The 13487-nt window shown below is 56.8% G+C and carries 8 protein-coding genes and 1 tRNA gene; 1 reads left to right on the forward strand and 8 read right to left on the reverse strand.

Translation table 11 applies throughout. The features are described 5' to 3' along the window. Positions 1-16: 16 nt before the first annotated feature. Positions 17-3439: a carboxypeptidase regulatory-like domain-containing protein gene (locus VEG30_12360; GenBank protein HXZ80719.1), complete on the reverse strand. Its 3423-nt coding sequence runs from the start codon at positions 3437-3439 to the stop codon at positions 17-19. A gap of 623 nt (positions 3440-4062) precedes the next feature. On the opposite strand from VEG30_12360, the gene VEG30_12365 reads away from it, so the two are divergent. Then, positions 4063-5550, forward strand: a complete 1488-nt coding sequence (locus VEG30_12365; protein ID HXZ80720.1) for a sialidase family protein — start codon at positions 4063-4065, stop codon at positions 5548-5550. A gap of 21 nt (positions 5551-5571) precedes the next feature. Here the strand turns inward: VEG30_12365 and VEG30_12370 are convergent, their stop codons facing one another. From VEG30_12370 to VEG30_12400, 7 genes are all read right to left on the reverse strand, one after another. Next, positions 5572-5931 (reverse strand): rhodanese-like domain-containing protein, encoded by a 360-nt coding sequence (locus VEG30_12370; protein ID HXZ80721.1) that lies wholly within the window; start codon positions 5929-5931, stop codon positions 5572-5574. A gap of 119 nt (positions 5932-6050) precedes the next feature. Beyond that, positions 6051-8774 (reverse strand): TonB-dependent receptor, encoded by a 2724-nt coding sequence (locus VEG30_12375; protein HXZ80722.1) that lies wholly within the window; start codon positions 8772-8774, stop codon positions 6051-6053. 463 nt (positions 8775-9237) lie between these two features. Further along, positions 9238-10809: an AsmA-like C-terminal region-containing protein gene (locus VEG30_12380; protein ID HXZ80723.1), complete on the reverse strand. Its 1572-nt coding sequence runs from the start codon at positions 10807-10809 to the stop codon at positions 9238-9240. Positions 10810-10988: 179 nt separating this feature from the next. Next, a tRNA-Ser gene (locus tag VEG30_12385) sits at positions 10989-11078 on the reverse strand. A 56-nt stretch (positions 11079-11134) separates the two neighbouring features. Next, positions 11135-11620, reverse strand: a complete 486-nt coding sequence (bfr, locus tag VEG30_12390) for a bacterioferritin (GenBank protein ID HXZ80724.1) — start codon at positions 11618-11620, stop codon at positions 11135-11137. A 287-nt stretch (positions 11621-11907) separates the two neighbouring features. Next, positions 11908-12714, reverse strand: a complete 807-nt coding sequence (locus tag VEG30_12395; GenBank protein HXZ80725.1) for a response regulator transcription factor — start codon at positions 12712-12714, stop codon at positions 11908-11910. A gap of 13 nt (positions 12715-12727) precedes the next feature. Then, positions 12728-13048, reverse strand: a complete 321-nt coding sequence (locus VEG30_12400) for a PilZ domain-containing protein (protein ID HXZ80726.1) — start codon at positions 13046-13048, stop codon at positions 12728-12730. Positions 13049-13487 lie beyond the last annotated feature (439 nt).

Consider the following 13487-nt stretch of genomic DNA (forward strand, 5'->3'; position numbering starts at 1 on the left):
TCTGGCAAGGATATGCTCAGAAGTTGATCTTCAGAGCATATTGGATTTCACGCGGTCCTTTGTCCACCGTCGCCTGGCCAAAGGTCGGGTTCACCGAAACCGAGCAAATCGTATTGTTGGTGGCACACTTCGTGGCTCCGCTATCGTAAAGCGTAGTCACGTTCGTCGTGCTCTGGTAGTTACCCAGGAATTGCACCTTGTTGAACAGGTTGAAGAACTCCATACGGAACTGCATGGTGACCCGTTCTTTCACTTTGAAGTTCTTGTAGAGGGAGAAGTCAGTGTTGGCGATGCCGGGTGAGAGGCAGTCACCGATGCTGCCGTCGCCAAAGGTGCCGAGCTGGTAGCCAATCAATGTGTAGCGATTGGGATTCAACCACTGGTATTTGGGAGACCCCGACGGAGCACGGCAACCCTGACCGGGCACAACGTTGGGACGGGTGTTGTTTTGACCGGCACCCGTGCCCGAGATGCCGCCGGGAGCGCCGGTGACCGAGTCATTGGCAAACACGGTCATCGAGCTACCGCTGGCGTACGAAAGGATTGCCGCCATTTCCCAGCCTCCAAGGACACCGCGCACCGCGGCATTGTGCCCGACCAGAGTGGGCGTGTCATATACGATGTTCGACACGAAAACGTGGGGGCGGTTGATCTGGCTAGGCCCATAGTTCAGGTGAGGATTGGTAGGATCCAGTAGCGCGCTGCTCTGATTAATATTGCCGCTATTGGTAAGGTCCGTGTTGGTCAGAGACCTGGACCAGGTGTAGGCGAATTGCGCGTCCAGAGCCTTCAAACGCGTGCGGAACAACGCCTGCAGCGAGTGGTAATTGGAATTGCCGCCCCAGAAGGCATCGTTTATCCGGCCCCAATTTCCTGCACCAAACGGACGAAGGGCGGCGGAGTTAGTCAGAGCGAATGCTAACTGGTCCGCTGGCGCTAGGCGATTGGCATCCGTGTAGGTCAGCAGGTGAATACCACGATTACCTACATAGGCCACTTCCATCTTGCTATCGTGGAATACCTCTCGTTCCAATGTGAGGTTCCACTGCCAGGTGTTGGGCAGGATGTCGCTAGTATCCTGATCCCATGCAGGGGTCCCGGAAGCACTCAACGAGCCTGGTGCGGGAGGCGTAGAAAAGGCGCGATTGTAACCTACCGCCAGGTTAAAGGGAGGATTGGTGGCCAACTGCAAGTTGTTGTTCAAGCGTTCGCGCTGGAAGAACTGCCCGACACCGGCGCGGATCGCCATCTTGCCATCGCCATAGGGATCCCAGGCAATACCGACACGCGGCGCGATCGCATGATTGTTGTTCTCCTTAAGTGCGCGGTTAGGTCCGTCGGCCCCCCCCTTGAACCCTGCCGCCGCGCAGGCGCTGCTGCCGGGCGGCAAGAGCAATCCGTTACAAGGGTCGCCACCAAGGGCCGGGTTGTACGCAGCAGGGGAGAAAGTGGCGATCTTGTCGGGACCGCTATACGGGAAACGCAGGAAAGACCAGCGGAAGCCATAGTCCAGCGTCAAGTTTCGACGGAACTTCCAGGTATCGCCGAAGTAAGGTTCAATGTCGTGCCATCGGATCTGGGAGTACGGGTTGGTCGAACTCTCTCCGCCGCCCCACTGCACTTGATTCCACAACATATTGAAGGCGCCGTTTCCGGTGTCGTTCGAGGCTGCGCCCCAGTAAAAGGCGTTCTCCTGGGACTCGTTGTTAACCATCTCATTTTTCTGGTTGTTGCTGACCAGCACGCCAACTTTGAAAGTGTGGTTGCCCAGAACCTTGGAGAAATCATCCTTCCAGATCATGAGCTGCTCGTTGTTGTGCCAAGGCGCCTGCGTCCACAGATTGGAGCCAGTCGCGCAATCGGGACCGCATCCACCCCAGAATCCCGGATAACCAATCTTCGAGCCCTGCAGTTTGTCGGAGAGCGGGAAAAACGTGGGATTATCCGCAATGATGGTGTCGTTCAATCCCGGATTGGTTCCCGAGCGGGTGGCATTGATGCGGTTGGAAGCGTAAGAGAACTGGAAGTCGTTCACTGCCGTGGTGCCTAGCAGCTTCGTCACCTTAACCGTCCCCTGATAACCGGGCTGCTTCCAGCTGCTCTCAATGGAGGGGAATTGGTCGTCGCCCCACAGTCCTTGCGTATTCGGAAAGGGGTTTTCCCAGTGATCCTGGGTATAGCGCCCCATGATGCTCCAGGTTTTCCCTATTTTGTAATCACCGCGGATGTTTTCTTCTCGCCAATAAACCGGGGATCCGACCGACTCCGCCCAGTTATTGCAGTTCACCGGATTGGGAACGTTCGGATCTGGCAGCATCGAGAGATATTCCTGGCCGCCCTTGGACAGCCCGCCAGTCGGCACCTGGTTGATGTTGGTCAGGACGATGCCGCCAACCTTGGGGGCGGGATCGCATGCCGCCCCGGCGTTGCTTTTATCGGTTCGCAAGTTGCTAAAGTCGCCGCCCTTCTCTGCCGCCGTGGGCACGTCTCCGACGCGTGCCTTGCCACGAATTTCCCTGTTCCACTCCTGCGACCAGAAGAAGAACAGCTTGTCTTTCACGATCGGGCCGCCGATGTTGTAGCCAAAGTCGTTGCGGCGCAGCTTGTCCTTGGGAATCTGGTTCAGGCCGTTGAAGTAGTCCTTGGCGTTGAGAACATCGTTGCGGCCGAAATAGAAGACGCCTCCGTGGAACTGATTCGTTCCCCCCTTGGTGATGATGTTAACGATAGCGCCGCTGGCCTGCCCATACTCCGGGCCATAGCTGTTGCGTAGGATCTTGAACTCCTGGATGGCATCGATCGACGGATAGACCAGGATGGTGCGGTTCGATCCGACATCATTATTGTTGACACCATCCACGTTGAACATGTTTGCGGTGCTGGAGTTGCCGCTTACAGAGAAGTCAACACCGGCCTCCAGACCCTTGTGCTTGGAATCGAAATTAGCTTGTGGCGAGACGCCGGGCATCAACTGGGTTAACTGCACGAAGCTGCGGCCGTTGAGGGGCAATTCACGGACCTCATTGCCTTCGACCACATTGCCGACCGCGCCGGATGCCGTCTCCACGGCAACGGTATTGGCCTCCACTGTAACCTGCTCGCTAACCGCGCCCACTTCCAGCGTGGCATTCACGGTTGCGATGCTGGAGACGTGCACCTCAACACTCTTGCTGACAAATTCCTTGAAGTTGGTCTGCTGGATGCGGACGTCGTAAATGCCTGCGGGCAGGTCAGGGAAACTATATTCCCCGGAAGTACTCGTGGAGGTAGTGCGCGTGGCGCTGGTGCCGGTATTGGTCACGGTCACCGTGGCGCCTCCGATGGCGGCACCCGATTTATCGACCACCGCTCCTTCAATGGTACCGGTAAATTTCTGCGCCAACGCGGGCGTCGCAGCAAGCAACAGCAGAAGGATCCCAGCCAGGCAGGCGTGTAGCATAAATCGGAAATCCGGCCGATGGTGTTGTAGCTGAGGGGAGCGACGGCTCGCCCAGACAGAATGCGAAGGCAGACTGCGAGAGTCAGTGTTGCAGTTCATTTGGGTCTCCTGCGTCTTTGTTCAAGCGCCGCAAGAGCGGCGCGCAGCAAAACCGATTTCACGTTTGGCGGGAAAGACCGGGGAACGAGTCGGAGAGACAGAAACTCAGCGAGGCGCCCCTGGTTTGTTCCATCGCCAATCCCTGGTCGTGATGCCGTCACCTACACTTGTGCTCTCTGTCACATTGTGAGGTGATGGTATGGCCGCGGTTTTTACACACTTTTTCGATCATCTGTCAAATTTTTTTTCAAGCCCGGCGATGGGGGCGCGATTCCAGCGGTTTTCTATGCGGCAACGGCTCCTAAGTGGCTGCAGGCGCGGGAAGTGGGGAGTTCCGTTTCGGGAACAGGAATCGCGGTTTTATTGCCCGAAAAATGTTCGAACGTTCGAACGAATTGTGCCTGCGGCTTGCGCCCGGATGAGAGATGGTGCGTGTCCACAAATTGTCGGTCCGGTAATATCGCCCTTCGCATATGCGGACTATGGGACAGCCAGACTACGGGGTTGTGAGGAGAGCAGGCTGCATGGTCTTGCCTGCCATGCTCATCGTCCTCTTCGGATGTGGTTCAGGAAGTCCGCCAGATTCGGGCTCCTCCACGAGTCCGCCACCGCCAGCGCAAGCGTCACAGCTGCTAACACGCTTAAGCACCGATACTTTTTTCGACAATTCCGGCCAACATGCTACCGAGGTTGAACCCGATTTGGCTGCTTTTGGGTCCACGCTGGTCGCCACTTTTCAGATTGGACGCTTCTTCGGAGGTGGTTCCACCGACATCGGATTTGCGACCTCGACGAATGGAGGAGTGAGTTGGACCAACGGCTCCTTGAGTGGAATCACTGTCTTTGCCGGAGGCGCTTACAACGCGGTCAGCGATCCCGCTGTTGCTTACGATCGCGCGCATGCGGTGTGGCTGATCAATTCCCTGGCGATCGTTCAAACCAGCACCGTAGTCGTCAGCCGTTCACCCGACGGCCTCCATTGGGGAATTCCGATTGTCATCAGTAACTCTCCTGATGCCGACAAGAATTGGATCGCGTGCGATAACGGCCAGGCCAGCCCGTTCTTTGGCCATTGCTACGTGGAATGGGACGACCCCAGCCAGAAGGGACTGATCTGGATGAGCACGTCAACCGATGGCGGCCTCACCTGGAGTCCCCCGGCCAATACGCGGGATATGGCGACTGGCGTGGGTGGCCAGCCCGTCGTGCAGCCCAACGGCACAGTGATTGTGCCCATCCAGGATGGCTCGGGCACGCACGTGATTGCGTTTTCGTCGCAGGATGGAGGCGCCAACTGGAGTTCGGCGGCCACCGTGGCCGACATCGGCGATCATCTGGTCGCAGGCGGTCTTCGCACCGACGCCCTGCCCTCCGCAACGGTCGATGCAGTGGGAGAGATCTACGTGGTCTGGCACGACTGCCGTTTTCGGACGGGGTGTTCGTCCAATGACGTAGTGCTGAGCAAGTCGTCGGATGGAATCACCTGGACGGCTCCGGTGCGGATTCCGCTGGATGACGTGAGCAGCACGGTCGATCACTTCATTCCAGCCATCGCTTCCGACCCGGCCACCAGCGGAGCTTCGGCGCATCTGGCAATCTTGTACTACTACTATCCGACCGCGGCCTGCGATGAGACTAGTTGTGCGCTCAATGTGGGCTACACGAATTCGCGGGATGGCGGCAACACCTGGAGTGCACCCAGCTTGCTAGTCGGACCGATGTCGATCGACTGGCTGGCAAATACCAAGACCGGGCGAATGGTGGGTGATTATTTTGCGGTTGCGTACTCTAACAGCAATGCATTCCCAGTATTTACCGTGGCCCGCGCGAACAACGGAACCCAATTCGACGAGGCAATCTACACCACGAGTGAACCGCTGGTGCAAGCTGCCGTGGGAGTGAGTTCACAGAGCGAGCAGCCCCGCGGCGAAGTGAAATCTGACCATGGTCCACGGCGGTTTTATGATCTGGAACACCGGTATCCGGTGAAACCCAAAATTCAGCCGAACTGATCTCGCTCGTGAGGGATCCTCCTACACAGCGGGCTTGACCGTGCGCTGCTCATAGTCGCTGGCGATCGGGAACCCGGCGCTGATCCAGTCGGCTTTTCCGCCAACGTAACGCCGGACATTGATATAGCCCATCTCGGATAATTCGGCGGCGGCTTCTTTGGATTCGGGACAGTCCGGACCGGCGCCGTACACAATCATTTCCATGTCCTTGTTAGGCAGCTGTTCCGCCGCCTGCCCGCGCAGCTGAGCCGCGGGAATGTTGATGGCTCCTGGAAGGTGCGCCCGAGAATAGTCTTGTGGCGGCAGCACCTCAATCAGAGTGAATCTCCGCGGGTGATCCAGTTTCTGTTTTAGCTCGTCGCGTGTGATTTCGCTGACCATGTTTAGTTTTTGGTAAATAGTAGCGCTATCTCTTCGATGCAGTATTGGATCGGTAGGATGCGCGACGCAGCCTGGGAAAGGACGAGGGGCGCTGCTCGCCCCAGCCTTTCCTTTCAAGGTCAAAAATGAAAACCCAGTTGGGCGGTATAGCTTCGCGGCGTGACGTAGTGCGTTCCGCTGAAGGTGGAAAGGAAATTGTAGAGCGCTACCTTGTTAGTCAGGTTAATGACGTTGAATTGCACGCTCCACTTGAAACGATCGCCGTGAAAGATGTTGTCATGGCCGATCGCAAGATCGAATAGATGACGGGCGGCGATACGCGGAGGATTGTGATCGTCATCTTCGGTTCCAGGTGCCGGGATCTTTATTAATGTCGAACCGTACTGGCCGGCAGGACAGAGGTTCGGACCCAACCTCGAACTGATTGGCGTTGTTGGGGTAGCACGGACCGATCCGCAAAACAGGCCCGCCTCGAATTGCTGATTCGGGCTAATGGCGGATGCGTCCACCACCGTATCGTCTCCAGCTGGACCGTTGGCGCAGTTACCTCCTGCGCACGGAACCGCACCGGCTACCAGACCACTGTCATACCGCCAGTTGAAGCCTACCCAAGGCCCCTTTTTCCAAGGCTGATATTGCAAGTGGGTTGTCTGATTGAATTTTTCGTCGTGATCGATACGGAAGACACCGGTAGGCGCTCCCGCTGCCGGAACTGAACCAGCTCCACCCACCTGGGGATTGAAGAAACGTGCTGCCACGCTGGAGAAGACCACCAGCGCTGTGAATCCGTGAAAGTTAGGTACGCTCACCCGGCCGGCCACTCCCGGAATCTTGGAGCGCTGCCAGGCTATGGGAAAGGTGATCGGCGTGTTGCCCAGAACGCTGAAGTCGTAGGCATTGTGCGTGTACTTCCAGATGTACTCGACGGAGGCCACCATGTACTTGCCGAAGGCTTGTTCAACACCGGTATGGAACTCGTTCCGCCAGCCCGGACTGATTGGGGTTACCTCGCCTTGCGCGAAGCAACCAAGCAGTGGGTTCAGCACCGGAGACGCGCAGCCAATGCTGGAAAGCACCAGGTTTTCATTAAACGGCGTCTCCAGAATGCGACCATAGGAAACGCGCAGGACGGTATTGGTCTTCTTGATGTTGTAGGACATGCCGAGGCGCGGCTCGGCTTCGTTATGGCTAGAAAGGCCGTTGTAGAAATCGCCGCGCAGCCCAAGGTTAAACGACCAGGGTCCCTTGCTGATCGTATCCTGCAGGTAGAGAGCAAGCTCCTTGACATCGGTGTGCCCGTGAAACAAGAACAGGCTGCCTCCCCGAGTGAGGTCGAAGGGCGCCAGAGTTGTGCATGGCGGCGCGATCGGATTGCCATTTGCATCCACGCAGGAGTTGCCATTGTCATCGAGCAACCCGCCGATGAAGTTAGGATCGACGATGCCCAGGTGATCATTCTCGGTGAGGAAGGTGTGTTCGTAAGTCGCTCCCACCTTCAGGTTGTGGATGCCTTTTACGTAGGAAATGTTGGTGTGAAGCCCGGCATTGGTGAGGGTGCGGTCCTGCCTGACTGACTCTTCCTGCAGGCCTGCGGGCGCGAGATCGGCAAAGGGATTGTTGCTGGGATAGTAGTTATATTGGTCGCGCCGTACGTAACCCCCGAGAGTGAAAACTGTGGTTGGGCTGATAATGCGCGTCCAGGAGGGAGCGATGTTGAAGGTATTTATCTTCGAGCGCTGATCGGCAGGACCGACGGGGATGCCATCAGGACCAATCCCGCCATTGTCGACCACCAGGCCATTCCACGCGGTGGCGTTTTGGGCGTCGTAAGAATTCGGGGTCTGGAACCAGGAGCGGGTGAAGCCCAGGTTGAAGTGAAGGCTATTTGCCTCGTTTAACTGGTAATCCACTCGGTCAAAAATATTCTCCTCGTTGCCCTTGGCATGAAATATGCGGAACTCAGGAGGATCGAGGAAGCGGCCGCTGTCCAGGCCATTCACAGAGATGAAATTTCCCCAGTTCTGTCCGCCGTAGGCGAGATTGAAACCGGGATTGGTGGTGCCAAACGATCCATAGGAAGCCGTGACGCTGCCATGTGGCGTGGTAACGCCCTGGCCCGAGCGGGTCGTGACATTGATGACCACGCTGGTTTTATCGCCGAATTCAGCCGGAGGTGCACCGGCGAAGACTTCCATCGACTCGATCGAATCCAGGGGAATTTGGTTGGAAAAGACCTTGCTCTGTTGATCGGTAATGGGCTGGCCGTCAACGGAGAAGGAATTTTCTGCATGATCGCCAATGCCATGAAACAAGCCGTTGGAATCGGCCGCGATTCCAGGTGTGGCCAGCGTGACCAGCGAACTCACGGATGATGACTGGCTCTCCAGTGGGAGCTTGTCGAACAACGCGCGATCCACATCGGTGTGAAATGACGGCGTGTTTTCCAGCAGGTCTTCCGCAGAAGCTTCCACAGTCAGGGTGGTAGCGGCGGTTTCCACCGCCAACTGAATACTGAGATTCACGGGCACCGTGGATCGAACATCAACGTCCTGCGCATAGGAAGCGAATCCATGACCGGTGACCGTGAGGTGATAAGGATTGAAGGGGACGTTGGGGATGGTAAATTTTCCTGCGGCATTGGTAGTGGTGGTGCGTTCAAAGGCGCTGACTGGGTTGCGAATCTCGACGACCGCGCCGGGCACGACTGCGCCCGAAGGGTCCAACACCGTGCCGGTTACCGAAGTCGAGCTTCCGCCTGACTGCGCGTAGCCGCTGACCGCGAATCCCGAAACGAGACCTGTTAACAAAACCGAACACCACAACTTCTTGCATAAGAGCAGCATGAATCCTCCCAAATGAATTAGGACTGCAGAACGAATCAAACACCCAGACAGGTGATTCTTCTGAGACCTAAACCGCAGGAGGCGGACGGACGCTGAGCGCAAACGCAATGAGGCGCTGCCTGGCGGAAACCGGCTCCACGCGCGGGCTGGGGATGGGAACAAAATACGCCTGCGCGAGGACGAAACTACTTTCCGGAGAAGCGGAATGGGCGACGATGCAGACGGTACATTTCGAGTCCGCAGCCGTCCCGGAGTGGTGGTGCACAACAACCGCCGCTGCAGACCATAAGGTCAGTACTAAGCACAGCAGGGCTATGGCTTTGGCAGTCGATCGCAACGAACTTACCCACCCAAACGAGTGTTCCAATCTACACTGAAATGATGGTCGCCCGCAATGCGACCGCTGGTGACGAGTCGGGTAATCCCAGGTCCTGCCGCGTTGATCCCAGATGCTGGGCGTCAATCAGTGAGAAGAGGTCGCATACAGCTGCTGCAGCCGCTTCGAAGTCCTATTTTCTTTTTGTCCGTTCAAATCCAGACCGAAGGATGGCATCTCATAAGTACCGGTGAGCTTTACTGGGACCACTGATCCCTGCGGCTTTCTCTTGAAGAAGGGTTCCATGAACTTCATGATCAATGCCTTTGCCCCGTGGGCCGTATGAGACAGAGACGCATCCATCTTCAGTGTCCCATGGAGATCGACCTGGTGCGAGATCACGTCATAGGTCCCCTGCATCTGCGCGAAAGCGCCGGGAATACTGAACGAGAGATCGGTGAATGTGGCGATCCCATCAATCAACTTCACGTGGCCTTTCAGGCCGGAAAGAACGGTGCCAGGATCGTGATCGTCCTGGTCTCGTGATTCTGCGCTCAGCTTGTTCACATTCTCCTGGGTTTGCGGTGTTGTAAAGCTCCCAGTATCGATTCCGAAATCGCCTTCTAACTCTACCTGCCTTAGGAACGGACGTTCTTGCGCAGGAAGCGAAACGTTTGCGCAGAAACTCGTACTGCCGGTCATGGGAGAGCGATCCGCCTTGGTGAACAAAAGCAGCAGGTCCTGGATTCTTCCCGCTTTTGAACAGACATTGAGAGTCGTCAAAGTTCCGTGTGTGCCTTCATGCTTGGCAACGATTCCAGTGGAAACGAGATGGGTGCGGCGAAATTGCGAATCCACCCGCTGAAGCTGCGTTTCGCCAGTGGTTGCGTTTACTACGGCCTGGAATTGGTTCTTGAGATCGGCTTTGTGACGACTGGACGTAACCGTGAAATTTCGCGTATCGGCGGAACCTTGCACCGCAATGTGCTCCAGCGTGCCCTCGAAGTCTCCGCGGGAGGAAAGCAACCCGGCGATTCCGTGGAAAATGCTGAGATCGGCTCGTTGAAAAATGTAGTGTCCAGAAAGCGGCGTGTGGCCGGCATCAGCACCATTCCACGGCCCGAAGCTGCCACTCGCCTCTATCTCTCCAGGAGGTTCAGGATTCGAAAGGCGGACCTCGAAAAGCATCGCTCCCGAACCTCCAACATTTCGCAATCTTCCCCAGTGAATCGAAAACTCCAGCGGTTTCTTCTCTGCTCGGGGAAATATCAGGGTGGCTTTGTTGGCGATCAGCTCATCGATTACAAACTTGCTGGTCGACTTGAATTTCTCATCAGTCTGGCGAGGGATTTGAATCTGCATTCCGTCAATTCGGAGCGTCCTGACGTGATGCCTCAGCATACCTAGGAATGAGCTTTGGACCGCGAGTTGGCGAATGGTGATAAGCGGCGGACCATTGCTCCCAGGGTCGTGCACAAAGGCGACATCTCGCGCTACACATCCCGGATGGGGAAAATACAGGCTACGAAAGCTCCCTATCCTGACTTTACTGGAGCTGGCAGCTTCCAGCGACTGAACCACGGCGGACTCCGTGAATGGCCAGTGTCGCACCAGCAGGGCGAAGGCGCTTATGGCGAGAATCACGGTTATCGTGGCAACCAGGAGCCAGCCCGGGATCGGGAAGCGTCGGCGAAGCTGGAGCGGGACCTGGGCTGCCATGGCGTGCTTCGAAGTGGCATGTCTTAGAGGCGGTAGCTCTGAATTTGGTTGTTATGGGTAGGGAAAGCGCGAACGAGATTGATCAGGCTGGCGGAGACAGGGACTTGAACTTGAGAGGGTTTGCCGGCGTCTGAGCCCGCAGGGGAAATCCCGAGCGAAGCGACGGACCTGGAATTCGCTGGCGGAGAGAGAGGGATTCGAACCCTCGATACCCTTTCGAGTATACACGCTTTCCAAGCGTGCGCCTTCAGCCACTCGGCCATCTCTCCGGCGCTGCTCGCAGAAGCTGATTTATTCTAGCAGGAAGTGCTCTGACCTCTGGCGCCTAGTCCTCTTCCTCTTCTTCCTTCAACTGCTGCGCCAGATAGTTTTGTATGCCCATCTCGTTAATGGAGTGCAGCTGCGCTTCCAGCCAGTCGATATGGTGCTCTTCGTCAGTCAGGATGTGCTCCAGCAGCTCGCGCGAGCCAGCATCGTTCTGCGCGCTGGCGGTGTGGATGCCGTCGTTCAGCCGTTTCACCGCATCGTATTCCAGCTGCACGTCATTCTTGAACTGCTGTTCTACCGTTTGACCGATGTTGATCTTGAAGTAGTCGCTCATGTTGGGCGTGCCGTCGAGGTAGAGGATGCGCTCCATCAGCTTCTCGGCGTGCGTCATCTCTTCTATTGATTCCTTGCGGACTAGGTTTGCCAGCCGCTCATAGCCCCAGTTCTCGCACATCTCGGCGTGCAGGAAATACTGATTGATTGCGGTCAATTCTGCCTTCAGGACTTCGTTCAGCACGGCAATTACCTTAGGATCGCCCTTCATACCTGCTCCTTCAAATGACGCTCACGGCTGCCGCACGCACCCGTTCCCCGCAATGCGCGCTTTCGTGTATGGATTGAGGACGGGGAATTCTAGCAGAAGGGATTGCACGGAGCACGGAGCACGCAGCAGTCAGCACTCAGTAATTAGCACTTGGGAGTCGTCGCGGCCCTTACCAGTGGCAGTTAGCAGTTCGCAGAGCAGCTAAGAAGGTGTAATGCCCCGCCCTAACCAAAAAAGCGGGCTAGCGAGGGCATCCTCAAGTTTATCGGCTGATTGCTGACTGCTGATTAATCCGAGTTCATTTGCAGCGGCTTGTCGGTATCGAGGCCGTTGCCGTTGCCGTTCTTGACGGGAGGATTCGGAGTATTTTCCAGCAGCCGGTGATGCACGCAGTAGAGCGCGAGTTCGAGGCGATCGGAGACACCCAGCTTGTCGTAAACCCGGCGCAGATAATTTTTGACCACCTGTTCGGTCGTTCCGATCTCACGCGCGATGTCTTTGTTCTTCATTCCCTGCGCCACACAGGAGACGATCAGCAGTTCCTTATCGGTCAGGCGATTCTTCGATCGCGGCGAGCCCACCATGGATGATTGTGAGCGGTAAGCTTCAATCACCCAGTTAACGCCCTGATTGTCGAGCCAGGTCTCGCCTGCCGCCACCTTGCGCACGCACCGGATAAGCAGGTCGGGAGCGATATTGCGCGAGATCATGCCGCGCACACCACGCCGCAGATAGTCAACGGTCTGATTCTCGTCCAAATCGCCAGTGGTGATCACGATCTTCAAATTGGGGGCGCGTTTGACAACTTCGGAAATCGCCTCCGCCGGATTGGGGGTGAGGCGCGCCTCAAACAACAACACGTCGGCGGGATGCTTGGTCACTGCCGCCAGGGTCTGGCCCAGCGTTTCGGCTTGCGCCACCATGCGGATGTCATCTTCCAGCGCCAACACCTTGCGTACGCCTACGCGGAAGATGGCTTGAGTGTCGGCAACAATCAGGCGGATCCCTTCGGTCGGCAGCGTTGCTTCGCCGGGCTCCGCCCCAGCAGACGGTTTCGTCCCATTGGCTGGCGTCTTGTCCGGCCCCGTGGCCATGGTGGTTCCCCTTCTATCCCCGTTCGAATCGATACTCATCGATGACCGCCGCAACTGCCCTCCGGCCGTCTTCTGCGGCACAACGCACTACGCGCCCGGCGCCGCTGACTTGCACATTAGAGGGGGTCCCGATGACATCTGCGGGGATGGAAATCGTGAATTCGATATTGGCACCCACCGACATGTCGGTGTCCGTATCGAAGAGAACCCCACACGCGGAAATGTTCTGCGTCCGCCCGCTGAGCGATACCGAGCTGGTTTTAATAAACATCGGCAGCCGTAGGGGGAAACGAACTGCGCTCCGCAATTCCGAGATGTTTCCGTTGTTGAACACGCAGGCTACAGAGTACCCCTCACTTTGGCTGGCGCAAACATTACTAAAGTATTAAAAAACGGGTACTTCGGCGGATTTGAAGAAGGTACAAGCGGGGCTTCTGAGCACTCGAAAGGTCTCGCCAAAGGGGTTAGACGGCAGGGGCCATCAGTGGTCAGTAGTCAGTAGTCTTTACTCAGCAAATCGCGCTCGGCTAGAACTTGAGGGTGCCCCACTCTAGCCGCCTTTAGGCTTGGGTGGGGTAGTTCATTCCAGCCGCTGCCACAGCTAATGCCACTAATGAGGGTGCTGATTGTTGACTACTGAGAAGTGGTCTCACAAACGTCTCAGCAGGATCAACATGGATGCCAGTTGAATCATGCCGAGGAAGTTTGCGCTATGTCGTTCCCAACGCACCAGCAGGCGCCGGAAGTTCTTCAGCCAGGCGAAGAGGCGCTCG

Source organism: Terriglobales bacterium (genome assembly GCA_035624455.1).
Classification (GTDB): Bacteria; Acidobacteriota; Terriglobia; order Terriglobales; family Acidobacteriaceae; genus DASPRM01.

Bases quoted from the DNA above. Each gene is read 5' to 3' on its own strand.
- VEG30_12360 (HXZ80719.1), bottom strand. From the start codon at position 3,439: ATGCTACACGCCTGCCTGGCTGGGATCCTTCTGCTGTTGCTTGCTGCG.
- VEG30_12365 (HXZ80720.1), top strand. From the start codon at position 4,063: ATGGTCTTGCCTGCCATGCTCATCGTCCTCTTCGGATGTGGTTCAGGA.
- VEG30_12370 (HXZ80721.1), bottom strand. From the start codon at position 5,931: ATGGTCAGCGAAATCACACGCGACGAGCTAAAACAGAAACTGGATCAC.
- VEG30_12375 (HXZ80722.1), bottom strand. From the start codon at position 8,774: ATGCTGCTCTTATGCAAGAAGTTGTGGTGTTCGGTTTTGTTAACAGGT.
- VEG30_12380 (HXZ80723.1), bottom strand. From the start codon at position 10,809: ATGGCAGCCCAGGTCCCGCTCCAGCTTCGCCGACGCTTCCCGATCCCG.
- bfr (HXZ80724.1), bottom strand. From the start codon at position 11,620: ATGAAGGGCGATCCTAAGGTAATTGCCGTGCTGAACGAAGTCCTGAAG.
- VEG30_12395 (HXZ80725.1), bottom strand. From the start codon at position 12,714: ATGGCCACGGGGCCGGACAAGACGCCAGCCAATGGGACGAAACCGTCT.